Genomic DNA, 23120 nt, shown 5'->3' on the forward strand with positions numbered 1-23120 from the left:
AGTCATAAGGTATTTGTACAAACAATGGAGATCCACTGTGGGAGGGGGCTTGCTCCCGATAGCGGAGTGTCAGCAAACCAATCCGGTGACTGATACACCGCTATCGGGAGCAACCCCTCTCCCACATTTTCCAATCAGTGGCGGTAGGTCGAGCCGGTGTGTTGTTCGGGTAAGCGAGCACTGGCGTGGAAGACTTTTTCGCGCAGCGTGCCGGTCTCATAAGCGGTCTTGTACGAGCCCCGTCGTTGCAACTCCGGCACTACCAGATCGATAAAGTCCACATAGCTTTCCGGCGTGACAATGCGCGTGAGGTTGAAGCCATCCAGCCCGGTTTCGCTGATCCAGGATTCCAGCTCGTCAGCGACCTGTTCGGGGGAGCCGACCAGGGTGATATAGCGCCCGCCGAGGGCATGCTGTTCGAGCAACTTGCGTCGGGTCCAGTCGTTGTTCTGCAGATTCTTGGTGGCCGACTGGATCGCGTTGCTCTTCACGTACTGGATCGGCTCGTCCAGTTCGTACTGGGCAAAATCAATCGCGGTGGACGCCGAGAAATGCGCGACGCCGGCCTCCGCGCTGGCATAGCTCAGGTACTCGGCATGCTTGGCCCAGGCCAGTTCTTCGGTGGCGCCGACGATCACGTTCAGCCCCATGAACACCTTGATGTCATCCGGGTTGCGCCCGGCCTCGACCGCGCTGGCGCGCACCTTGTCCACCTGCACCTTGGTCGCGGCCTTGTTCTGCCCGCTGATGAATACGCACTCGGCATGGCGCCCGGCGAACAACAGGCCACGGTCTGAACTGCCGGCCTGGAACAGCACCGGCGTACGCTGCGGCGACGGTTCGCACAGGTGATAACCCTCCACCTGGTAGAACTCGCCATGGTGCTCGACCTTGTGCACCTTGCCCGGCTGCGCATAGACCCGCGCCTGCGGATCGTTGAGCACCGCGTCGTCTTCCCAGCTGCCTTCCCAGAGTTTGTAGAGCACTTCCAGGTATTCATCGGCCTGGTCGTAGCGCCGGTCATGCTCGACCTGTTCGGTGAGGCCCATGGCCTTGGCGGCGCTGTCGAGGTAGCCGGTGACGATGTTCCAGCCGACCCGGCCGCGGCTCAGGTGGTCGAGCGTGGACATGCGCCGGGCGAACAGGTACGGCGGCTCATAGGTGAGGTTGGCGGTGAGGCCGAAGCCGAGGTTTTTGGTCACGGCGGCCATCGCCGAAACCAGCAGCAGCGGGTCATTGACCGGCAGCTGGATCGACTCCTTGAGCGGTACATCGATGGAGTTCTGGTACACGTCATACACGCCGACGATATCGGCGATGAACAAACCGTCGAACAGTCCGCGCTCCAGGGTTTGCGCGAGGTCGGTCCAGTATTCGATGCTTTTGTACTGGGTGGACGTGTCCCGTGGATGGGTCCACATGCCGTGGTTGATATGCCCGATGCAGTTCATGTTGAAGGCATTGAGCAGGATCTTTTTCTTTGCCATCAAATGGTCCCCCGCAGTGGCGGGTTTTCAGCGTTGAGGTAGTAATTGCCCACAGCGTGGTACTTCCAGCGCACCGGGTCGTGCAGGGTGTGCACGCGGGCATTGCGCCAGTGGCGGTCGAGGCCGTGCTCGGCGAGGGTGGCCTGGCTGCCGGCCAGCTCGAACAGGGTGCTGCCGGCGGCCAGGGAAATCTCCGTGCTCAAGGCGCGTACTTCGGCCACGGCAATCGACGCAGCCGCCACGGTCTCTGCATTGCTGTCGGCCTGGGCGCGATCGAGGTAAACACCGGCACGTTCCAGCAAGGCTTCAGCGGCGTGCAGGCGAATGCTCAGGTGGCCGAAGCTCTTCAGGGTCAGCGGGTCTTCGGTGGCCTTGTCGTTGCCGGAGTCGATCCATGGGCGGGTCTTGGTGCGCACAAAGTGCAGTGCATCTTCAAAGGCGGCGCGGGCGATGCCGGTGTCGATGGCGGCGTGAAGAATCTGCGCCAGCGGGCCGACCGTGGTCGGGCGCTCGAAAGCGCTCTGGAACGGGATCACGTCGTGGGCAGCGACCCACACGTTATCGAACACCACCGAGCCGCTGCCGGTGGTGCGCTGGCCGAAGCCGCTCCAGTCGTCAATGACCGTCAGGCCTTCGCTGTCACGGGGGACAAAGGCCAGTTGCTGGATGCCGTGCTCATCCACCACCGAGGTAGGAATGCGCTGGGCATAGATCGCGCCGGTGGCGTAGAACTTGCGACCGGTGATGCGGAAGCCGTCGCCGTCGCGGGTGATCTTGGTGACGCGATCATGGGCGGTCCTTGTGCCCAGTTCCGCCAGGGCGTTGCCGAAACGCTGGCCGGCGAGTACTTCGGCGTACAGGCGTTGTTGCTGTTCAGGGTTGCCATTCACGCGCAGCACTTCGAGGGCATAGAAATGGTTTTGCGGAATCTGGCCCAGGGAGGCGTCCGCCTGGGCGATCAGGGCAATGACCTTGGCCAGGGTGACGTTGGACACGCCGCCGCCGCCAAATGCCTTGGGCACGCTGATGCCCCACAGGCCGGAGCGCGAGAACACGTCCAGCTCGGGCAGCGGCAGGCGGCGTTCGCGGTCGCGCTGGGCGCTGTCGCGGCGCAAGTCTTCGGCCAGGTCGCTGGCGACAATAAGGGCCTGTTCGTCGCTGGTGATAACCGCGACACGGTGAGAAAAGGTCATGAGTTTCTCCAGAGGTCTGGTCGGTTAAATCCAGGAATGGCGAGCCGGCAACGTGCCGTTCAAGCGATAGGCGCCGACGGCGTGATACTTCCAGCGCACCGGGTCGTGCAGGGTGTGCACCCGGGCGTTGCGCCAGTGACGGTCGAGGTTGAATTCGGCGAGGGTGGCGCGGCTGCCGGCCAGTTCGAAGAGCTTTTCGCTGACCAGCAACGACACTTCAGTGGTGAGCACCTTCGCTTCGGCCACGGCAATCGACGCACGCGCGGCGGACTGTGCGGTGATCGGCGCGGCGCTGACCTGGTCCAGCACTTGCCCGGCCTTGCGCAACAGCGCCTCGGCGGCGTGCAGTTCGATCTTCAGCTTGCCGATATCGGCGATCACGTAGAGGTCATCGCTGGCGCGCTCGACCTTGGCGTCGATCCACGGGCGCGAACGCTCCCGCACAAAGGCGATGGTGTCATCCAGCGCGCCACGGGCGATGCCGGCGTCGATGGCGGCCTGGATCAGTTGGGAAACGGCGCCCTGGATAGTCGGGCTTTCGCCGATGCGCCAGTTGTCTACGACCAGTTCGGCGTCCACGGGCACGCGGTCCAGCAGCACGGTGCCGCTGGCGGTGGTGCGTTGGCCGAAGCCCGACCAGTCATCCACGATGCGCAGCCCTGCGGTGCCACGGCGTACAAACGCCATGACCTGCTTGCCGTCGTCGTTCAGCGCCTTCACGGCCACCCAATGGGCAAACAGCGCGCCGGTGGAGTAGAACTTCTGGCCGCTGATCACGTAACCATCGCCCTGGGCGGTGATGCGCGCCTTGAGCTCCAGGGTGTTTTTGGTGCCGCGTTCAGGTCCGCCATTGCCGATGCGCCAGCCGTCGAGCACGCTCTGGAACAGGTGCTCTTTCTGACGCTCGGTGGCGGCGCCCTGCAACACCTGCAGAATGCCGAAATGGTTCTGCGGGATCTGCCCGAGGGCCGGGTCTGCCGCGCTGATGATCGCGAACACCTCCGCCAGGGTGGTGAACGACACCTGTGGGCCGCCGTATTCGCGGGGGATGGAAATACTGCCCAGCCCACTGCGGGTGAATTGTTCGATCTGCGCCCACGGCAGCTTGCGTTGCTGGTCACGCTGGGCGGCTTGCAGGCGCGCGGCCTGGGCCAGCTCATGGGCAGCCTTCAGCGCCTCTGCATCGTTGCGCAGCACGGTGGCCGGCAACAGCAGGGGAGCAACGTCCAGATCACTCTGGGGGGGTGTTAGAGCCAAGTTAGACATCAGCGCCGCTCCTTGGCTGCACGTAATGCCCTGGCGTTATGCACCGGGGTAATTCTGACCATACCGACCTCGCATTCAATGAAATAAAAACAGAAAAATCAGAGATGTCCGGTGGTCCGGTGCATATACCCTAAGCGTGTTAAATATTTAAATAAACTAACTTTTGGGAATATGCATAGAAGGTCTGTCACCCCGGTTCACAGGGTGAGCCGAGGGGCCGTGGTTGGTAGACCCGCGCGGTCCCGGCCGGCTGGCTCGGCGCGCAGGCGGCAATGCGCAACGTACGTGTGGGCGCCCAGCGCGAATTGTTGCCGACACGATCGAGAATGCAGTACGTCACCTCCAGGCGGCTGTCGTCACCGGCCTCGACAATCACCGTCGAAGGCACCCACACCTGCACGACCACCCCGACGGCTTTGGCCTGGATCCTGGGCAGGTCCATGCGTACGTCTCCCCAGCGCAGGGTGATGGCATCGCCCGTGGCCATGTTCAGGTAAGGCGCGATGGTCAGCGGAATGCCCCGTCGCACCTGGCGACCGTTGACGCCGTAGCGACGGATGGACTCGGGCAAACCGACGGGGGCGAGGTTGTGGTTTTCGTCGCTGTACAGGGGGGAGGGCTGGCCGCCGGGGTATCGGGTCTTTACACACACACCTTTCACGGCCGAGCGGGCAGGTGCACGCCCGACTTGCATGACCTGGTAATGCACCTGGGCCAGGCCGTCCAGCACAAAACTTTCCGGCACCCGCAGATGGGTCGTCGAGCCGACCTTGCACGCGCTCACCCTGCGTGAGGCGGCAAAGCAGTTGTTCCAGAACAGTTCGATCAGGTCGCCCTCATCCATGCCGGGGTAAGGCGCGATGTCCACCTGCAGTTGACTGGCCGCCAGTGCGTTGATGCCGTGCCGGTTAGCCTGGGGCAAGGTGGGGGCCGTGAGCAGGGCCGGGGTTGCAGTGCGCGTCATAAGTAATCTCCTTGATGCAGCCAGCAGCAATCGTTCCAGCCCGTGGCGCGGGTGCGCAGGTGGGCTGAAAGGAACGATTCAGTGAGTAGCCGGGATAGGATCCAATCCTCTGGACGCTAGATAAGAGGGTTGACCAAGGAGCGTCAATGGCGGCAAAAGGCTAAACGGCAGGTTGGAGCAGATTCAGAAGGGTCTGACTGGGCGGGGGATTTTTGGATCAGGGAGACGGCGGGTTTACGCGTGGATGGCGAGGGTTTTCTGTAGGAGCAGATTGTGTGGTGAGGGAGCAAGCTCCCTCGCCACATCAGTGGGCGAGGAACTTGCTCAGGAACTGCCGGGTGCGTTCTTCCTTGGGGTTGGCGAACAACGCCTTGGCTTCGCCTTGCTCCACGATCACGCCCTTGTCGAAGAAGATCACCCGGTTGGCCACATCGCGGGCAAAGCTCATTTCGTGGGTGACGATGACCATGGTGCGGTTTTCTTCGGCGAGGCTGCGGATGGTCGCCAGCACTTCGCCCACCAGCTCCGGGTCCAGCGCCGAGGTGGGTTCGTCGAACAGGATCACCTCCGGTTCCATGGCCAGCGCGCGGGCAATCGCCACGCGCTGTTGCTGGCCGCCCGACAAGCGCCGTGGGTAGGCGTCTTCCTTGCCCGCCAGGCCGACCCTCGCCAGCAGCTTGCGCCCAAGGGCAACAGCGGCTTCCCGCGGCATCTTCTTGACCACGGTCGGCCCTTCGATGACGTTTTCCAGCGCTGTGCGGTGGGGGAACAGGTTGAAGTTCTGGAACACAAAACCCACGTGCTGGCGCAGGCGCCGTACCAGGCCTTGTTGCTGGTTGAGCGGTTTGCTGCCGTCGATCTGGATGTCGCCCACCTTGATCCGGCCGCTGGTGGGTTCTTCGAGGAAATTCAGGCAGCGCAGGAAGGTGGTCTTGCCGGAACCGCTGGGGCCGATGATGGCGACGACTTCGCCTTCCTTGACCTCCAGGTCGATGCCGTTGAGTACCACCTGACCGTTGAATTGTTTGGTCAGTTTTTCAACCACGATCATGCTTCAAGACTCCAGGTCATGCCGGTTGACCCGGTCTTCCAGGCGGTTTTGGAAATGCGCCAGGATGCTGGCCAGCACCCAGTAGATCAGGGCGGCGGACAGGTACATGGTGAAAATTTCGAAGGTGCGCGCAGACACCAGTTGAGCCTGGCGGAACAGTTCTGGCACCTGGATGGTGGCGGCCAGCGCGGTGTCCTTGACCAGCGAAATAAAGCTGTTGCCCAACGGTGGCAGGGCGGTGCGCATTGCCTGCGGCAGGATGGCCCGGCGCAGGGTTTGCGCACGGGTCATGCCGATACTGGCGGCGGCTTCCCATTGGCCACGCTCGATGGAGGCAATGGCGGCCCGCAGGATTTCACAGGCGTAGGCGGCCATGTTCAGCGAGAAGCCGATCATGGCGGCCGGGATCGGATCCAGCTCGATGCCCACTTGCGGCAAGCCGTAGTAGATCAAAAACAGCTGTACCAGCAAGGGCGTGCCGCGAAAGAACGACACGTAGACGCGGGCTGTCCAGCTCAGCAGCTTGAAGCGCGACAGCCGCATCAAGGCCAGGCCGAAGCCCAGCAGCAAGCCGAAAAACATCCCGCCAAGGCTGAGAAGCACCGTGTAATACGCGCCCTTGAGCAGAAAGGGCGCGGAGTCCAGCGCGAGTTGGAAACCTGCTTCCATTATTGAGTGACGTCAGCGTTGAAGTACTTCTCGGACAGCTTCTTCAAGGTGCCGTCGGCGCGCAGCTTGTCGAGGGCCTTGTTCACCGCTTCAAGCAGCTCGGGCTCGCCTTTGCGCAGGGCGATACCGGCTTCCTGGCGGGAGAAGGCGTCGCCGGCAGCGGCGGTGTCCGGGGCTTTCTTGGCGTATTCCAGGGCGGCCAGGCGGTCGATCAGGATGGCGTCGATACGGCCGATGCGCAGGTCCTGGAACTTGGTCGGGTCATCGTTATAGGTCTTGATAATGGCTTTGGGTTGGTTGTCCTTGAGCCATTGTTCGTAGTTGGTGCCCAGGCCTACCCCGACTTTCTTGCCGGCCAGGTCGTCGGCGGTCTTGATGGTGTCGACGTTCTTTTTCAGCACCAGCGCCTGGATACCGGACACGGTGTAAGGCGTGGAGAAGTCGTACTTCTTCTTGCGCTCTTCGGAGATGGTGACTTGGTTGACCACCGCATCCAGGCGCTTGGATTCCAGGGCGGCGAGGATACCGTCCCATGGCGTGGCTTGCAGCTTGACCTTCACGCCCAGCTCTTTGGCCAGGGCCTCGGACAGCTCGACTTCGAAGCCGCTGAGCTTGCCGCTTTCATCGACGAAGCTGAACGGCGGGTAGGTGCCTTCCAGGCCGATTTTGATCTCGCCGGCCTTTTTGATGTTGCCCAGTTGCTCGCCGGCAACCGCCTGGCCCAGCCAACCGGCGCCGAGCGCCATACCCAAAGTGCCCACCAGCAACGTGCGACGCAATACAGAAATAGTCATGAAGAGCCCCTGTGTTTTTATGTTGAGCGAAGCAGGTGACGCGGTAGTCGTATCCTGCCTTAAAGCGCGTAGCGCGTCTTCGCCTGCGGCGCGATGATAAAGCCGGGTTTTAAGACTTGAAAATAATATAAATCTTATTTGATATTCTATTTAGGAATATTTGGCGAGTCTAATATGGGAGGGGCAGGCCCCCTCCCACATTTAGCCCGCATTTATTCAGTTGAAAACCGAGTCATAGGCAAACAACGCCGGTGCCCCACCGGTATGCAGGAAAATAATCGGGCCATCTTCGAAGCGCTGGCGGCCGATACCGTCCAGCAAGCCGGCCATGGCCTTGCCAGTGTAGACCGGGTCCAGCAGCAGGCCTTCCTGGCTCGCCAATAGCTTGACCGCCGACAGGGTGCCGGCGTTCGGTTCACCATAACGGGGGCCGAAATATTCGTCCCACAGGATCACCTTGAACGCGTCGGGGATGTCCACGCCGAGCAACTCGGCCGTGCGTTCGGCCAGGCCCTGGACTTTCGGGAACTGCGCTTCTTCCGTGCGCGATACGGTGATGCCGATCACGGGCAACTGCGGCAGCACTTCACTCAAGGCCAGGGCCAGGCCGCTGTGGGTACCGGCGCTGCCGGAGGCCAGCACCACGGCGGCGAATTCGATACCGCTGTCTTCGATCTGTGCGGCCAGCTCCAGGCCGGCGCGCACATAACCGAGGGCGCCGAGGGCATTGGAACCGCCGATAGGCACAAGGTACGGCTTCTTGCCGTTGCTGCGCAGGCGATCGGCAAGGGCATTGAGTTGGTCGTCGACGTTGTCGAGGTTTTCCACCAACTCTACCTTGGCGTCGAACAGCTCCAGCAGCAGGCGGTTGCCGTTGCCCAGGTAGTTGGGGTCTTCGGTGCCGGTGGGGTTTTCCAGCAGGGCGACGCAGCCCAGGCCGAGCCTGGCGGCGAGGGCGGCGGTCTGGCGTACGTGGTTGGATTGGATCGCGCCGGCGGTCACCAGGGTGTCGGCGCCCTGGGCGATGGCATCGGCTGCCAGGTATTCGAGTTTGCGCAGCTTGTTGCCGCCCATGGCCAGTGGCGTGGTGTCGTCGCGCTTGACGTAGATGTCGCGTCCCAACCAGGTCGACAGCCGTTCGAGTTTTTCCAGGGCGGTGGCGCCGCCGAGCAGTTCCAGGCGGTTAAAACGGTCGAGCTGTTGCTTGATCATGGCTACGCACGGTGGCTAAGGGATGGAGCGACTATAGGCAGGCACTTTTCATCGGGCAACCGTCAATCGCTTATGCCTGATGGTTCTTAGCATCACACCATTGGTTCTTAAGGGCGGCCAGGGTGGATACCGTAAAGTGATGGCCATTACGTCAGGAGTGAATACCGTGAGTGAGCGTTCCAGCCATTGGCAATTACAGACCATCGTCAGCCAACTGCGCAGCGCCCGTGACCAGTGGCGAACACGCAATGGCCGCTTGAGCGGCGAGCATGGCGGCCGCGAATTGCCGTCCCGTGAAGCCGTTGCACAGATTCTCGAGTCCCTCTGCGGTGCGTTGTTTCCGATGCGCCTGGGGCCGGCGGACTTGCGTGAAGAAAGTGAAGATTTCTACGTCGGCCATACCCTCGACGTTGCGCTGAATGCCTTGCTGGCCCAGGCGCGCCTGGAGTTGCGCTATGCCGCGCGCCAGGGCGGCGAGGATGACAGCCAGATCGACGCCCATGCCATCCGGCTGATCCAGGATTTCGCCCTGGCCTTGCCGTCCTTGCGCAGCCTGTTGGACACCGATGTACTCGCCGCCTACCACGGCGACCCGGCCGCGCGCAGCGTGGATGAGGTGCTGCTGTGCTACCCGGGGATCCTCGCGGTGATTCACCATCGCCTGGCCCACCACCTGTACCGCGCCGGCTTGCCGCTGCTGGCACGGATCAGCGCGGAAATCGCCCACTCGGCCACCGGCATCGATATCCACCCCGGCGCACAGATCGGCCCGAGCTTCTTCATCGACCACGGCACGGGCGTGGTGATCGGCGAAACCGCGATCATCGGCGAGCGGGTGCGCATCTATCAGGCCGTCACCTTGGGGGCCAAGCGCTTCCCGGCGGACGAAGATGGGCAGTTGCAGAAGGGCCATGCGCGCCACCCGATTGTCGAGGATGATGTGGTGATCTATGCCGGGGCGACGATCCTCGGGCGCATCACCATCGGCAAGGGCTCGACCATTGGCGGCAATGTGTGGCTGACCCGCAGTGTGCCGGCGGGGGCGAATATTACGCAGGCGAATCTGCAGCATGATGATGGGGCGCAAAAATAGCGCCGGTCTTAAAAATCACACAAAACCCTGTGTGGGGGCTTGCACCCCGATAGCGGAGTGTCAGTCAAAAATGAATTGGCTGACCCACCGCCATCGGGGGCAAGCCCCCTCCCACATTTTGACGGCATTCCACATGGAGCCCGTATTTCAGTCAGCAGTCGCTGAACGATTTCCTTTGCTCACCCGTCATACCACTCAGCCCTGCGATTAGCCCCAAACCGCCGATTCATGTTTAACTTGAACGTTCGTTCAAGTTAAACCCGGTGGTTCGCTGCCCGCTCACAACAGGAGGCTTACCTTTGCTGAGTCCGTTTTATACAGCCACATCCCTCACCCTCGGGGTGCATCGTTCATGAGTGCATCGTCCACCCCATCCAGCGGCCTGGTGCGCATGAATGCGCCGGTCTTCTACTTTGCCGCCACCTTCATCTTGCTGTTCGGCATCACTGTCATCGCTATCCCGCAACAGGCCGGTGCCTGGTTGCTGGCGGCGCAAAACTGGGCGGCCAACACGGTCGGCTGGTACTACATGCTGGCGATGACCCTGTATCTGGTCTTCGTGGTGGTCACCGCGCTATCGGGCTACGGCAAGATAAAACTCGGTGCCGACCACGACGAGCCCGAATTCAGTTACCTGTCCTGGGCCGGCATGCTGTTCGCCGCCGGGATCAGCATCACGTTGTTCTTCTTCTGCGTGTCCGAGCCGCTGACGCACCTGGTGCAACCGCCCCAGGGCGAGGCCATGAATGCCGACGCCGCGCGCCAGGCCATGCAGGTGCTGTTCCTGCACTGGGGCCTGCACGGCTGGGGCGTGTTTGCGTTTGTCGGCATGGCGCTGGCGTATTTCGCCTACCGGCATAACCTGCCGCTGGCGTTGCGCTCGGCGCTGTACCCGCTGATCGGCAAGCGCATCAATGGCCCTATCGGCTATGCGGTGGATGGCTTCGGCATCATTGCCACGGTGTTCGGCCTGGGGGCCGACATGGGCTTTGGCGTGCTGCACCTCAATTCCGGCCTCGACTACCTGTTCGGCGTTGCCCACACCCAGTGGATCCAGGTCGGCTTGATCACTCTGATGATGGGCGCGGCGATCCTGGTCGCCGTGGCCGGCGTCGACAAGGGCGTGCGGGTGATGTCCGACATCAACATGCTGCTGGCCTGCGCGCTGCTGCTGTTCGTGTTGTTCGCCGGGCCGACCCAGCACTTGCTCAACACCCTGATCCAGAACATCGGTGACTACCTGGGCGCGTTGCCGACCAAGAGTTTCGATGTGTACGCCTACGACAAACCGAGCGACTGGCTAGGCGGCTGGACGGTGTTCTACTGGGCCTGGTGGATTGCATGGTCGCCATTCGTAGGCCTGTTTATCGCGCGCATTTCCCGTGGCCGGACCATCCGCGAATTCGTGTTCGGCGTGCTGCTGATCCCGCTGGGCTTCACCCTGGCGTGGATGTCGATCTTCGGCAACAGCGCCATCGACCAGGTGCTCAACCACGGCATGACCGCACTCGGCCAGTCGGCCATCGATGATCCGTCGATGAGCCTCTACCTGCTGCTGGAAACCTACCCGTGGAGCAAAACCGTCATCGCGGTCACGGTGTTTATCAGCTTCGTGTTCTTTGTCACGTCGGCCGACTCCGGCACCGTGGTGCTCTCGACCCTGTCGTCCAAGGGCGGCAACGCCGACGAAGACGGGCCGAAATGGCTGCGGGTGTTCTGGGGTGCGATGACCGCGCTGGTCACCAGTGCGTTGCTGTTTGCCGGCAGCATCGATTCGCTGAAATCGGCGGTGGTGCTGACCTCGTTGCCGTTCTCGCTGATCCTGCTGCTGATGATGTGGGGGCTGCACAAGGCCTTCTACCTCGAGTCGCAAAAGCAGATTGCGCAGTTGCATTCGCTGGCACCGGTGTCGGGCTCCCGCAAGGGCACCGGCGGTTGGCGCCAGCGTTTGAGCCAGGCCGTGCATTTCCCGTCGCGGGACGAGGTGTACCGGTTCCTTGAGACCACGGTGCGTCCGGCGATCGAAGAAGTGACGGCGGTGTTTGTCGAAAAAGGCCTCAACGTCGTCACCCAGCCCGACCCGTCCAACGACAGCGTCAGCCTGGAAATCGGCCACGGCGAAGAGCATCCGTTCGTGTACCAGGTGCAGATGCGCGGCTATTTCACGCCCTCATTTGCACGCGGCGGCATGGGGTCCAAGCAGCTCAACAATCGTCGCTACTACCGGGCGGAAGTGCACTTGAGCGAGGGCAGCCAGGACTACGACCTGGTGGGCTACACCAAGGAGCAGATCATCAACGACATCCTCGACCAGTACGAGCGCCACCTGCAGTTCCTGCACTTGGTGCGCTGACGCTCAACTCCCCGCAAAGCCCCGTTCTACGGGGCTTTCTTAAACTTAATTTCATCCGTCAAGACGCTGTTTTGACGCGTAACTGTCATCTGGCCACTGCGTAATTGTGTGAAGCGTTTGACGCTTTCATTTCAGAACAGTGACGGAGACCGGTACCCATGAAGACGTTTTTAAGCCCTGTGGTGGGAGCCGCCATGGCGAGCTTTATGCTGTCCGCCCACGCCGATTTTATCGATGACAGCCACGCCGACGTGACCCTGCTCAACCGCTATCTCAACCAGCAGGGGCGCGACGTGGTGGGCAGCAATGCCAAGGCCCATAGCATTCGGGATTGGGGCCAGGGTTTCGAATTCAACTTCAAGTCCGGCTACACCGAGGGGCCGGTGGGCTTCGGCCTCGATCTGCAGGCGTTCTACGGCCTGAAGCTCGACTCCGGCGGCGACCTCAACGACAAGGATCACCAGGGCCGCTACCCCGGCAGCATGTTCCCACTGGACAATGGCAAGTCCGCCGACCAGTTCGGCGTGCTCAGCCCGACGTTCAAGATGCGCTTTGCCAAGGATGAGTTGCGCGTCGGTACGCTGTACGGCAACAACCCGATACTCGCCAACACCGACGGGCGCCTGTACCAGCAGACCAATACCGGTGTGCAACTGGTGTCCAAGGACCTCAGCGACTTCACCTTCACCGGCGGCGATATCTTCAAGACCAAGATCCGCAACGAAACCGGCGACCAGGGCATGATCACCGCGGGCGGGACCAAAGAGAGCGACCGCTTCCTGTTCGGTGGTGCGGACTACACCGGCATACAGAACACCACTGTCAGCCTGTGGTACTCCAACCTTGAGGATTACTACCAGCAGTTCTTCCTCGGTGCCAAGCGCCATGACGCCTTGTCGGTCGGTGCGATCGATACCGACGTGCGTGTGTTCCGCAGCCTGGGTGTGGGCGGCAACGCCGACGGCGACAAGGACTTTGCCGCAGCGGGCCTGTATGGCGATGGCGTGAGCAAGGGCCGCATCAACCAGTCCACCGTCAGCCTGCTGGAAAGCTACAGCCTGGACGGCCATACCGTCGGCCTGGGCATCCAGAAAAACAGCGGCGACAGCGACTTCCCGTACCTCGACTCCGGCCTAAACAGCGGTGACGCGCGCCAAGGCCCAGGCTCGGGTGCCGACACCCCGGCGCTGACCAACATGCAGCTGAACAAATTCCAGCATGCCGGCGAACGCACCTGGCTGGCGCAGTACAAATATGACTTCGGCAAACTCGGCCTCAACGGCCTGACCTTCTCCGCCGCCTACGCCCACGGCGATGACATCCGCACTGCCCAGGGCACCACCAGTGAATGGGAGCGAAACGTGGCGGTGGCGTATCAAGTGCCGACCGGTACCCTCAAAGGCCTTGGCGTCACGTGGAAAAACGCCCATGCCAGTCCGGACATCACCGGTGCCACCGTGCAGGATGAAAACCGCTTCTATGTCAGCTATGTCGTTCCACTCTGGTAGGAAATTGCTGTAAAACGGAAGGGCAGACTTAAGCGATTCAGCTGGTTAAAAGGCCTGGGAATATCGTTATTCCCAGGCCTTATTTGCCTACGTCCAAGAGAGGATTCGATGACTTACATTGCTGCCGAAAACCGCTATGAATCTATCCCGTATCGCCGCGTAGGCCGCAGTGGACTGGTGCTGCCGGCACTGTCCCTGGGGCTGTGGCACAACTTTGGCGACAGCACGCCGATCGACACCCAGCGCGCCCTGCTGCGCACCGCGTTCGACCTGGGCATCAACCACTTCGACCTGGCCAACAACTACGGCCCACCCTACGGCAGCGCCGAGATCAACTTCGGTCGTTTGCTGCGCGAAGACTTCAAGCACTACCGCGACGAATTGATCATCTCCAGCAAGGCCGGCTGGGACATGTGGCCTGGCCCCTACGGCCAGGGCGGCGGCTCGCGCAAATACGTGCTGGCCAGCCTGGACCAGAGCCTGCAACGCCTGGGCGTCGACTACGTGGATATTTTCTACTCCCACCGTTTTGATGCCGACACGCCCCTGGAAGAAACCGCCAGCGCCCTCGCCACCGCCGTGCAACAGGGCAAGGCGTTGTACATCGGTATCTCGTCTTACTCCGGGGTGAAAACCCGCGAAATCGCCGCGCTGCTCAAAGAGTGGAAAGTCCCGCTGCTGATCCACCAACCGGCCTACAACCTGCTTAACCGCTGGGTGGAAAAAGACCTGCTGGACACCACCGAAGAACTCGGCGCCGGGGTGATTGCCTTCACGCCGCTGGCCCAGGGTTTGCTCACCGACAAGTACCTCAATGGCGTGCCGGCCGACGCACGGGTCAACCGTCCGGGTGGTGGTTCGTTGCAGGCCAAGCACCTGTCTGAAACCAACATCGCCCACGTGCGTGCGTTGAATGAAATCGCCCAGCGCCGTGGCCAAAGCCTGGCGCAATTGGCGCTGGCCTGGACCCTGCGCGATCCACGGGTGACCAGCGCGCTGATCGGCGCCAGCCGGCCGGAGCAGATCATCGAGAACGTCGGCGCGTTGAAGAACTTGAGCTTCAGCGCGGAAGAACTGGCGGAGATCGATCGGTTTGCGCAGGAAGGCGGAATTAACTTGTGGGAAAAGCCATCCAGCGCTGAATAACCTGACCCCACTGGGTCAATGTGGGAGGGGGCTTGCCCCCGATGGCGGTGTGTCAGTCACTTGATTAGTTGACTGACCCAGAGCTATCGGGGCAAGCCCCCTCCCACATTTGATTTGCAGTGTGGCTTAGAACGGCACATCCCCAAGAATCGTCGCTCGATGCATCACCCGCCGTTGCGGCCGGTAGTCATCCACCGCGTAATGCTGGGTCACGCGGTTATCCCAGAACGCCACGTCGTTCTCCTGCCAGCGCCAGCGGAGGGTGAATTCCGGGCGTGTCGCGTGGGCGAACAGCAGCTTGAGGATCGCCTCGCTTTCCGCCGGTTCCAGTTCATTGATCCTGGTGGTAAACCCATCACTGACAAACAGCGACTTACGCCCGCTCACCGGATGCGTGCGCACGACCGGGTGCGACAGCGGTGGGTTTTTCCTGCGGGTTTCTTCCCAGCGCGCCAGGTCTTCGGCGCTGTTGCCAAAGCGTTCCAGCGGAAAGGATTTGGTGAAGTCGTGGGTAGCCGTCAGCCCATCGAGCAACCGCTTCAACGGCTCGGACAGCGCCTCGTACGCCGCGATGCCACTGGCCCACAGCGTATCGCCGCCGTACGCCGGCAGCAGCTTGGCACTCAGCACCGCGCCGAGGGCCGGGGTGGGCAGGAAGGTCACATCGGTGTGCCATACGGCGTTGTCGCGCACGTCGGTGACGGCGGTGTCGAGGATCAGCACTTCGGGCTGTTCCGGCACGTTGGGGTAGATCGGATGGATGTGCAGGTCACCGAAGTTCGCCGCGAACCGCGCCTGTTGCTGCGGGGTGATCGGCTGGCCACGGAAGAACAGCACCGAATGGCTGAGCAACGCCTGTTCGATGGCATCGCGGTGTTCGGCGCTCAGCGGCCGGGTAATATCGACGCCACTGATCTGGGCGCCCAGGGCGGTACTCAAGGGGGTAACGGTCAGGCTGCTCATGCTGTTCTCACTCAATGTGCCTGGCCATGCCAAGGCACTAACTTACGCTGCAGGGCGCGCAGGCCCATTTCCATGGCGAAGGCGATCAGGGCGATCACCAGGATCCCCAGCACCACCACATCGGTCACCAGGAACTGCGCCGCCGACTGCACCATGAAACCCAGGCCGCTGGTGGCCGCGATCAGTTCGGCGGCGACCAGGGTCGACCAGCCCACACCCAGGCCGATGCGCACCCCGGTGAGGATGTCGGGCAGGGCGCTCGGCAGGATCACATGGCGAATCAGCTGCGCACGGGTGGCGCCCAACGACTGCGCCGCCCGCAGCTTGGCCGGGTCGACGGTGCGTACGCCGGTCGCGGTGGCGATGGCGATCGGCGCAAAGATCGCCAGGTAAATCAGCAGCACCTTGGACAGCTCGCCGATACCGCACCAGATCACAATCAACGGCAGGTAAGCCAGGGGCGGAATCGGCCGGTAGAACTCGATCAGCGGGTCGAGAATGCCGCGGGCGATGCGGTTGGCGCCGATGGCAATGCCTACCGGCACGGCGGTCAGCACCGCGAAGCCCAGGCCCAGGCCGATCCGGCTGAGGCTCGCGCCCAGGTGCTGCCACAAGGTGGAATCCATATAGCCCGTGGTCGCCAGCAGCCAGCCTTTTTGCAGCACGGCCGAGGGCGGTGGCAGGAACAACGGTTCGATCAGGCCGGTGGCGGTGACGGCCCACCAGAGGGCCAGCAAGGCGACCAGGGTCAACAGGCTGATCCAGCGTGTGCTCAGGCTGCGCCGCACCGGGATAACGGTGTGGGCCAGCGGCTTGGCAGCGGTGGCGGGGAGTTCGTAGCTGCTCATGCGGACACCTGCCGTTGCGAGAACACTTTGCCCAGCACGTGTTCGCGGGTTTCGATAAAGCGCGGGTCGGACTTGATCGCCCGCGCCGACTCACCGGCCGCGTAGCGTTGGCCGAAGTCCAGGTGCAGGCGTTCGACGATCTGGCCCGGGTTGGGCGCCAGCAGGATCAGGTCGGTGGCGAGGAACACCGCTTCTTCGATGTCATGGGTAATCAGGAACACCGGCTTGGCCGTGCGCCGCCAGACTTGCAGCAACAGTTCCTGCATCTGCTCACGGGTGAAGGCATCGAGGGCGCCGAAGGGTTCGTCCATCAGCAGCACGCGCGGGTCGGCGGCCAGGGCGCGGGCCAGGCCGACGCGTTGCTTCTGGCCGCCGGAGAGTTGCCAGATGCGGCGATTGTCGAAGCCGGCGAGGTCCACCAGCGCGAGCATTTCCCGGGCGCGCACTTCGCGCTGCGCCTTGGGCACGCCGGCCAGTTCCAGGCCGAAACCGACATTGGCCAGCACGTCCTGCCAGGGCAGCAGGGCGTCGTCCTGGAACACCACGCCGCGTTCGGCACTGGGGCCTTTGACCGGCACGCCATCGAGGGTGATGCGCCCGGCGGACGGTTCGACAAAGCCGGCAATCAGGTTCAACAGCGAAGTCTTGCCACTGCCGGACGGGCCGAGGGCCACCAGCAATTGCTGGGGCCCCAGGTCGAGTGAAATGTCGGACAGTACCGGTTCTGTGGCGCCTGGGTACTGTGCGCTGATGCGCTCCAGTTGTAGCAAGGCCATCGCGATGAACTCCTTGAATCAGTTAGTGATGAACTTGGCGCTGACGTAAGGGGCATAGTCCGGCAGCACGGCGTCGACCTTGCCTTGTTCCTTGAGGAACGCAGCGGTATCGGTCACGGCCTTGGTGGTCGGTGCGCCCAGCAGGGTCACCTGGTCAGCGGCCAGCGGGTAGATGTTGCCTTGCAGCAGCAGCGGGATGTCGCTGGCCTTGGCGCCGGAGAGTTTCACCAGTTTGTCGACGTTGCCTGTGTCGGCGAGCCAGGCTTGTGGGTCTTTGCGGTAGGCGGCGTAGGCATCCAGGGTGACTTTGGCGAAGGCGGTGACGATTTCCGGGTGCTTCTGCGCGAAGTCCTTGCGCACGATCCAGGCATCGAAGGTCGGCGCGCCGAACTTGGCCAGCTCGCCGGAGGTGATCAGCACCTTGCCGTTTTCCTTGGCCACGCCCAGGGCCGGGTCCCATACGTAGGTAGCGTCGATGTCACCGCGCTTCCAGGCCGCGATGATCGCTGGCGGTGCGAGGTTGAGGATGGTGACTTTCGATGGGTCGATGTTCCAGTGCTTCAGCGCGGCCAGCAGGCTGTAGTGGCCGGTGGAAACGAAGGGTACGGCGACTTTCTTGCCGATCAGGTCCTGGGGACTGTTGATTCCGGAACCATTGCGCGCCACCAGGGCTTCGGCACCGCCGATCTGGGTGGCAACCAGGAAGGTTTCCACCGGCACCTTGCGGGTGATCGCAGCGGTCAGTGGGCTGGAACCGAGGTAGCCGATCTGCACGTCGCCGGAGGCGATGGCGGCGATGATGTCGGCACCATTGTCGAATTTGCGCCAGTCGATCTTGGCGTTGGTGGCTTTTTCATATGCGCCGTCGGCCTGGGCGACTTTGGCCGGGTCTACGGTGGTCTGGTAAGCGATGGTTACATCCGCCGCCTGGGCAAACAGGCTGGCACCGGCCAGGGACAACGCGGCCAGGAGGCGCAGAGGGGTTAACAGTTTCAAGGGGAAGCTCCTCAATCAGGCGGCCGAGGGTCGGCGTGTGAGGAGACTAAATGATCTAAGAATCCGAAAATAAATAACATTTTCGAATTAGCTTATGGGCGAAAGGTTGAAGCGAATCTTGAGCTTGATGAGGGCAAATGTGGGAGGGGGCAAGCCCCCTCTCACATTTTGAGCCGGGTTCGGCTTCAGTTAGTTGCTGATGGCCAGAATGCTCGCCTGGTACGAGCCGACAAACACATCAAAGTCGCCCACTTCGTTCTGCTCCAGTTCCGCCTGCTGCGCCAGCGACGTGCGCGCCAGCTCTTCAAAGCGTGCCTGCTCTTCAGCCGGCAACGGCTCGCGGCGGAAGTACTCGGCGTGCACCTCGCTCTGATGCAGGGAGAACTGCGCGAAACTCTCTTTGCGCTCGGCCATCGCCGCCAATACCTGCGCCGAAGGGGTCAGGGACGGGTCCTTGACCTTGGCCAGTTGGGCGTCCAGTGCCTGGCTGTGTTCGGTGATGCCGTGGCTTTCATCCAGCAGCGCAGCCAGCGGGGCAATCTTCTCCAGCAGCTCGGTGGCCCATTCCTTCATGTCCACGGCCTGGCCCTTGCGCTGCAATTGCAGGCCCGGGCGCCGGCCTTCCTTGACCACGCTGAGGAAGTTGGACGTGGCGTTGCCGCACTCGTTGTCGGCGAACAGCGGGCTGTCGTTCAGCGCGCAGTACAGCAGGAAGGCGTCGAGGAAACGCGACTCCGGCAGGTCGATGCCCATCGGCAGGAACGGGTTGATGTCCAGGCAGCGCACTTCGATGTATTGGATGCCACGGGCCATCAGCGCCTGGATCGGCCGCTCGCCGGTGTAGGTCACGCGCTTGGGGCGGATGTTGGAGTAGTACTCGTTTTCGATCTGCAGGATGTTGGTGTTGAGCTGTACCCACTCACCGTCCTTGTGGGTGCCGACTTCGACATAGGGCGCATAGGGCGTTGCCACCGCTTCGCGCAGGCTGTCGGTGTAGCTGGCCAGGTCGTTGTAGCACGGCGTCAGGCCGGCCTGGGCGTTGCTCTGGTAACCCAGGTCGCTCATGCGCAGGCTGGTGGCGTACGGCAGGTACAGGGTGTCGGCGTCGAGCACTTCCAATTGGTGCGAGCGACCCCTCAGGAAACCCGCGTCCAGGGCCGGCGATGCGCCGAACAGGTACATCAGCAGCCAGCTGTAGCGGCGGAAGTTGCGGATCAGCGCGATATAGGCCGTGGACTGATAGTCGCGGTCGGTGCCGACGAAGCCTTCAGTCTCCTTGAGCAGCGGCCACAGCTGTTCCGGCAGGGAAAAGTTGTAGTGGATGCCCGCGATGCACTGCATGGTCTTGCCGTAACGCAGGGCCAGGCCCTTGCGGTACACGTACTTGAGCTGTCCGATATTGGAGGTGCCGTAGTAGGCAATCGGAATGTCTTCCTCGGCCGGCAACGGGCACGGCATCGAGGGGCTCCACAGGTATTCGCTGCCGAGCTTGGTGTAGGCAAAACGATGGATCTTGTCCAGGCTGCTCAAGGTATCGGCCGGGTTGGGCAGGGCCGGAGTGATGAACTCCAGCAGCGATTCCGAGTAGTCGGTGGTGATCTGTTCATGGGTCAACGCGGCGCCCAGGGCTTCGGGGTGCGGCGTTTGCGCCAGGCGACCCTCACCGGTGACACGTAGGCATTCACGCTCGATGCCGTGCAAGCACTGCTCTAGCAGGGAGAGGTGTTCGCGCTTGCCGAGCAGGGCCAGGCGGCGGTTGAGAAGTTCGCTCAAGTTGGATTCCTTCACGCGTCAGTCGCCCCAATATGGGGGTGGGCAGGACGGTCTACAAGGGTGAAGTTAAAACTGGCGTGATCGCCTGGTTTTGAGTCGATTTGACCCGCGTTAAAAAAGCCTACTTCACTCCATGAATTGGGCTATAGCGCAGCAAGAAAATTCCGACGCTGTTATCGCAGCGCCGAAATTAACTCAAATCGGGGGCGGGGAGCTATAGGACAGCGAACGTGCCCTGTGCTTTTGCGACAAGTCTTTCGTCCTGATACACATCGGCCTCGACCACCAGCGTGCGCCGGCCGGCGTGAATCACGCGGCTGGTGCACAGCACATCGCCGTCTTCCACGGCGCGGATGTAGTTGATCTTGCATTCGATGGTCGCGCTCTGCTGGTCAAACCCATGGGCGCTGGAGCAGGCCAGCCCCATGGTGATGTCCACCAGACTGAAAATCGCCCCGCCATGGAGCTTGCCCGCGCGGTTGCGCAGGTGCGGCTCCAGGGTCAGGGCCACCTCGGCAACGCCTTCTTCGAGGCGTTGCAGGCGGCAGCCGATCAGTTCGCTGAACGCGCTCTGGGTCAAACCGGCGGGGATTTCCATCAGCGTTTCTTCAACTGCTTGGCGTTGGCGAACAGCGAGGCCATGGCGTTGTTGCTTGGCGCTGCGGTGGCGGTTTCCTTGCGCGGTTGACTGTTTTCAGAGCGGTTCTGCGACTGGCGCGGTGCCGAGCCAGGACGTGCACCACGGGCGCCGTCGATTTTTTCGCCGGGGGTGTCGCCCATGCGCATCGACAGGCCAACGCGTTTGCGCGGGATGTCGACTTCCATGACCTTGACCTTGACCACATCACCGGCTTTCACCGCTTCGCGCGGATCCTTGATGAACTTCTCCGAAAGCGCGGAAATGTGTACCAAACCGTCCTGATGCACGCCGATGTCCACAAACGCGCCGAAGTTGGTCACGTTGGTGACCACGCCTTCGAGGATCATGCCCAGTTGCAGGTCCTTGAGGTCTTCGACGCCGTCCTGGAACTCGGCGGTCTTGAACTCGGGACGCGGGTCGCGGCCAGGTTTTTCCAGCTCTTGCAGGATGTCGGTGATCGTCGGAACGCCGAAGGTTTCGTCAGTGTACTTCTTTGGATCCAGGCGCTTGAGGAATGCGGCGTCGCCGATCAGCGAGCGGATATCGCGGTCGGTCTCGGCGGCGATACGTTGCACCAACGGATAGGCTTCCGGGTGAACGGCTGACGAATCCAGCGGGTTGTCGCCGTTCATCACGCGCAGGAAGCCGGCGGCTTGCTCGAAGGTTTTTTCACCCAGGCGGGCGACTTTTTTCAGCGCGGCGCGGGTTTTGAACGCACCGTTTTCGTCGCGGTGAGTGACGATGTTCTGCGCCAGGGTGGCATTGAGGCCGGAGATACGCGCCAGCAGCGCCACGGAGGCGGTGTTCACGTCCACGCCCACCGCGTTTACGCAGTCTTCCACCACCGCATCCAGGCCGCGTGCCAGTTTCAGCTGTGACACGTCGTGCTGGTACTGGCCGACACCGATGGATTTAGGATCGATTTTCACCAGCTCTGCCAGCGGATCCTGCAGGCGACGGGCAATGGACACCGCGCCACGGATCGACACGTCGAGGTCCGGGAATTCCTTGGAGGCCAGTTCCGACGCCGAGTACACCGAAGCACCGGCTTCGGAGACCATCACCTTGGTCATCTTCATGGCTGGGTACTTCTTGATCAGTTCGGCGGCCAGCTTGTCGGTTTCACGGCTGGCAGTGCCGTTGCCGATGGCGATCAGGTCCACCGCATGCTTGGCGCACAGGGCGGCCAGGATGGCGAGGGTCTGGTCCCACTTGTTGTGCGGAACGTGTGGGTACACGGTGGCGTGGTCCAGCAGCTTGCCGGTGGCATCGACCACGGCGACCTTGCAGCCGGTACGCAGGCCCGGGTCGAGGCCCAGGGTGGCGCGCGGGCCGGCCGGGGCGGCCAGCAGCAGGTCGTGCAGGTTGTGGGCGAATACGTTGATCGCCTCGGTTTCGGCGCCGTCGCGCAATTCGCCGAGCAGGTCGGTTTCCAGGTGGGTGTAGAGCTTGACCTTCCAGGTCCAGCGCACGACTTCACCGAGCCACTTGTCCGCAGGACGATTCTGATTCTGGATGCCGAATTGTTGGCCGATCATGCCTTCACACGGGTGCATGGTGCCCGGCAGTTCGTCGCCGACTTTCAGCGCAGAGCTGAGAATGCCTTCGTTGCGGCCACGGAAAATCGCCAGCGCACGGTGGGACGGCATGCTTTTCAGCGGTTCGTCGTGTTCGAAGTAGTCGCGGAACTTGGCCCCTTCTTCCTCTTTGCCGGCGATGACGCGGGCGCTGAGGGTGGCTTCCTGTTTCAGGTAGTTGCGCAGTTTTTCCAGCAGGTTGGCGTCTTCGGCGAAGCGCTCCATCAGGATGTACTTGGCGCCTTCGAGGGCGGCCTTGACGTCGGCAACGCCTTTTTCGGTGTTGATGAAGCGCGCGGCTTCGGTCTCCGGGGTCAGCGACGGGTCGTTGAACAGGCCGTCGGCCAGTTCGCCCAGGCCGGCTTCCAGGGCAATCTGGCCCTTGGTGCGGCGCTTCTGTTTGTACGGCAGGTAAAGGTCTTCGAGGCGGGTCTTGGTGTCGGCGAGCTTGATGTCGCGTTCAAGCTGAGGCGTCAGCTTGCCCTGTTCCTCGATGCTGGCGAGGATGCTGATACGCCGTTCGTCGAGTTCTCGCAGGTAGCGCAGGCGTTCTTCAAGGTGCCGCAGCTGGATGTCGTCGAGGCTGCCGGTCACTTCTTTCCGGTAACGGGCGATGAAGGGCACCGTGGAGCCTTCATCCAGTAGAGCGACGGCCGCTTCGACCTGTTGTGGGCGTACGCCGAGTTCTTCGGCGATGCGGCTGTTGATGCTGTCCATAAAACCACCTGAAATTCTGAAAAGCAGCCCGCAGGCCCGGAAAACAAGGCCTTGCGCGGCTGGTTGAGCGGCCCGACCGGCGCCGCTACCTGGG

19 protein-coding genes are annotated in these 23120 nt (G+C 62.3%); 4 read left to right on the forward strand and 15 right to left on the reverse strand.

The window, feature by feature from the left end; genetic code table 11:
- Nucleotides 1-134: 134 nt before the first annotated feature.
- From J1N02_RS14725 to J1N02_RS14760, 8 genes are all read right to left on the reverse strand, one after another.
- The gene (locus J1N02_RS14725) at nucleotides 135-1487 is read right to left on the reverse strand and encodes an LLM class flavin-dependent oxidoreductase (RefSeq protein ID WP_421147445.1); all 1353 of its coding nucleotides are present in this window, start codon (nucleotides 1485-1487) and stop codon (nucleotides 135-137) included.
- Nucleotides 1487-2680 carry an SfnB family sulfur acquisition oxidoreductase gene (locus tag J1N02_RS14730; protein WP_421147446.1) on the reverse strand — a complete coding sequence of 398 codons (1194 nt, stop codon included), beginning with the start codon at nucleotides 2678-2680 and terminating at the stop codon, nucleotides 1487-1489. The genes J1N02_RS14725 and J1N02_RS14730 overlap by 1 nt, the downstream gene beginning before the upstream one ends.
- A 24-nt stretch (nucleotides 2681-2704) precedes the next feature.
- Nucleotides 2705-3946, reverse strand: coding sequence for an SfnB family sulfur acquisition oxidoreductase (locus tag J1N02_RS14735; RefSeq protein ID WP_027607836.1), 1242 nt, complete (start codon nucleotides 3944-3946; stop codon nucleotides 2705-2707).
- Between the two features lie 187 nt (nucleotides 3947-4133).
- Complete coding sequence (locus tag J1N02_RS14740; RefSeq protein WP_421147447.1) at nucleotides 4134-4910, reverse strand: hypothetical protein; 777 nt, start codon at nucleotides 4908-4910, stop codon at nucleotides 4134-4136.
- A gap of 304 nt (nucleotides 4911-5214) precedes the next feature.
- The gene (gene tcyN, locus J1N02_RS14745; protein WP_027607834.1) at nucleotides 5215-5961 is read right to left on the reverse strand and encodes an L-cystine ABC transporter ATP-binding protein TcyN; all 747 of its coding nucleotides are present in this window, start codon (nucleotides 5959-5961) and stop codon (nucleotides 5215-5217) included.
- A gap of 3 nt (nucleotides 5962-5964) precedes the next feature.
- Nucleotides 5965-6630 (reverse strand): cystine ABC transporter permease, encoded by a 666-nt coding sequence (gene tcyL / locus J1N02_RS14750; RefSeq protein ID WP_027607833.1) that lies wholly within the window; start codon nucleotides 6628-6630, stop codon nucleotides 5965-5967.
- A complete protein-coding gene (gene tcyJ, locus J1N02_RS14755) occupies nucleotides 6630-7424 on the reverse strand; it encodes a cystine ABC transporter substrate-binding protein (protein ID WP_419480599.1) in 795 nt (264 codons plus the stop codon). The genes tcyL and tcyJ overlap by 1 nt, the downstream gene beginning before the upstream one ends.
- A gap of 216 nt (nucleotides 7425-7640) precedes the next feature.
- Nucleotides 7641-8636 (reverse strand): D-cysteine desulfhydrase, encoded by a 996-nt coding sequence (locus J1N02_RS14760; RefSeq protein ID WP_065948523.1) that lies wholly within the window; start codon nucleotides 8634-8636, stop codon nucleotides 7641-7643.
- A gap of 166 nt (nucleotides 8637-8802) precedes the next feature.
- On the opposite strand from J1N02_RS14760, the gene epsC reads away from it, so the two are divergent.
- The 4 genes from epsC to mgrA all read left to right on the forward strand — a co-directional run bounded on the left by epsC (nucleotide 8803) and on the right by mgrA (nucleotide 14736).
- On the forward strand, nucleotides 8803-9729 hold the full coding sequence (epsC, locus tag J1N02_RS14765; RefSeq protein ID WP_027607830.1) for a serine O-acetyltransferase EpsC: 927 nt from the start codon (nucleotides 8803-8805) through the stop codon (nucleotides 9727-9729).
- A gap of 391 nt (nucleotides 9730-10120) precedes the next feature.
- Entirely contained in the window at nucleotides 10121-12082 is a 1962-nt protein-coding gene (gene betT, locus J1N02_RS14770; protein WP_162844283.1) for a choline transporter BetT, read from the forward strand.
- Between the two features lie 158 nt (nucleotides 12083-12240).
- Nucleotides 12241-13590: an OprD family outer membrane porin gene (locus tag J1N02_RS14775; protein WP_043293797.1), complete on the forward strand. Its 1350-nt coding sequence runs from the start codon at nucleotides 12241-12243 to the stop codon at nucleotides 13588-13590.
- 108 nt (nucleotides 13591-13698) lie between these two features.
- Nucleotides 13699-14736: an L-glyceraldehyde 3-phosphate reductase gene (gene mgrA / locus J1N02_RS14780; RefSeq protein ID WP_027607827.1), complete on the forward strand. Its 1038-nt coding sequence runs from the start codon at nucleotides 13699-13701 to the stop codon at nucleotides 14734-14736.
- Nucleotides 14737-14862: 126 nt separating this feature from the next.
- On the opposite strand, the gene tauD is transcribed toward mgrA, so the two are convergent.
- From tauD to J1N02_RS14815, 7 genes are all read right to left on the reverse strand, one after another.
- Entirely contained in the window at nucleotides 14863-15699 is an 837-nt protein-coding gene (gene tauD, locus J1N02_RS14785) for a taurine dioxygenase (protein WP_146476789.1), read from the reverse strand.
- A gap of 11 nt (nucleotides 15700-15710) precedes the next feature.
- Entirely contained in the window at nucleotides 15711-16547 is an 837-nt protein-coding gene (gene tauC / locus J1N02_RS14790; protein ID WP_368962655.1) for a taurine ABC transporter permease TauC, read from the reverse strand.
- The gene (gene tauB, locus J1N02_RS14795) at nucleotides 16544-17323 is read right to left on the reverse strand and encodes a taurine ABC transporter ATP-binding subunit (RefSeq protein WP_065948520.1); all 780 of its coding nucleotides are present in this window, start codon (nucleotides 17321-17323) and stop codon (nucleotides 16544-16546) included. The genes tauC and tauB overlap by 4 nt, the downstream gene beginning before the upstream one ends.
- Nucleotides 17324-17341: 18 nt before the next feature.
- A complete protein-coding gene (tauA, locus tag J1N02_RS14800) occupies nucleotides 17342-18319 on the reverse strand; it encodes a taurine ABC transporter substrate-binding protein (protein WP_421147448.1) in 978 nt (325 codons plus the stop codon).
- Nucleotides 18320-18508: 189 nt separating this feature from the next.
- On the reverse strand, nucleotides 18509-20092 hold the full coding sequence (gene gshA, locus J1N02_RS14805) for a glutamate--cysteine ligase (RefSeq protein WP_027605153.1): 1584 nt from the start codon (nucleotides 20090-20092) through the stop codon (nucleotides 18509-18511).
- A gap of 214 nt (nucleotides 20093-20306) precedes the next feature.
- Nucleotides 20307-20690: a PaaI family thioesterase gene (locus J1N02_RS14810; RefSeq protein ID WP_065925818.1), complete on the reverse strand. Its 384-nt coding sequence runs from the start codon at nucleotides 20688-20690 to the stop codon at nucleotides 20307-20309.
- The gene (locus J1N02_RS14815; protein WP_027605152.1) at nucleotides 20690-23026 is read right to left on the reverse strand and encodes a Tex family protein; all 2337 of its coding nucleotides are present in this window, start codon (nucleotides 23024-23026) and stop codon (nucleotides 20690-20692) included. Before J1N02_RS14815 ends, J1N02_RS14810 begins: the two co-directional genes overlap by 1 nt.
- Nucleotides 23027-23120 lie beyond the last annotated feature (94 nt).

The sequence above is a fragment of the Pseudomonas sp. NFX5 genome (assembly GCF_049132125.1).
Taxonomy (GTDB): domain Bacteria; phylum Pseudomonadota; class Gammaproteobacteria; order Pseudomonadales; family Pseudomonadaceae; genus Aquipseudomonas; species Aquipseudomonas marginalis.

Excerpts from the sequence above, each read along its gene's own strand:
- J1N02_RS14725 (WP_421147445.1), bottom strand. The coding sequence starts at position 1,487 with ATGGCAAAGAAAAAGATCCTGCTCAATGCCTTCAACATGAACTGCATC.
- J1N02_RS14730 (WP_421147446.1), bottom strand. The coding sequence starts at position 2,680 with ATGACCTTTTCTCACCGTGTCGCGGTTATCACCAGCGACGAACAGGCC.
- J1N02_RS14735 (WP_027607836.1), bottom strand. The coding sequence starts at position 3,946 with ATGTCTAACTTGGCTCTAACACCCCCCCAGAGTGATCTGGACGTTGCT.
- J1N02_RS14740 (WP_421147447.1), bottom strand. The coding sequence starts at position 4,910 with ATGACGCGCACTGCAACCCCGGCCCTGCTCACGGCCCCCACCTTGCCC.
- tcyN (WP_027607834.1), bottom strand. The coding sequence starts at position 5,961 with ATGATCGTGGTTGAAAAACTGACCAAACAATTCAACGGTCAGGTGGTA.
- tcyL (WP_027607833.1), bottom strand. The coding sequence starts at position 6,630 with ATGGAAGCAGGTTTCCAACTCGCGCTGGACTCCGCGCCCTTTCTGCTC.
- tcyJ (WP_419480599.1), bottom strand. The coding sequence starts at position 7,424 with ATGACTATTTCTGTATTGCGTCGCACGTTGCTGGTGGGCACTTTGGGT.
- J1N02_RS14760 (WP_065948523.1), bottom strand. The coding sequence starts at position 8,636 with ATGATCAAGCAACAGCTCGACCGTTTTAACCGCCTGGAACTGCTCGGC.
- betT (WP_162844283.1), top strand. The coding sequence starts at position 10,121 with ATGAATGCGCCGGTCTTCTACTTTGCCGCCACCTTCATCTTGCTGTTC.
- J1N02_RS14775 (WP_043293797.1), top strand. The coding sequence starts at position 12,241 with ATGAAGACGTTTTTAAGCCCTGTGGTGGGAGCCGCCATGGCGAGCTTT.
- mgrA (WP_027607827.1), top strand. The coding sequence starts at position 13,699 with ATGACTTACATTGCTGCCGAAAACCGCTATGAATCTATCCCGTATCGC.
- tauD (WP_146476789.1), bottom strand. The coding sequence starts at position 15,699 with ATGAGCAGCCTGACCGTTACCCCCTTGAGTACCGCCCTGGGCGCCCAG.
- tauC (WP_368962655.1), bottom strand. The coding sequence starts at position 16,547 with ATGAGCAGCTACGAACTCCCCGCCACCGCTGCCAAGCCGCTGGCCCAC.
- tauB (WP_065948520.1), bottom strand. The coding sequence starts at position 17,323 with ATGGCCTTGCTACAACTGGAGCGCATCAGCGCACAGTACCCAGGCGCC.
- J1N02_RS14810 (WP_065925818.1), bottom strand. The coding sequence starts at position 20,690 with ATGGAAATCCCCGCCGGTTTGACCCAGAGCGCGTTCAGCGAACTGATC.
- J1N02_RS14815 (WP_027605152.1), bottom strand. The coding sequence starts at position 23,026 with ATGGACAGCATCAACAGCCGCATCGCCGAAGAACTCGGCGTACGCCCA.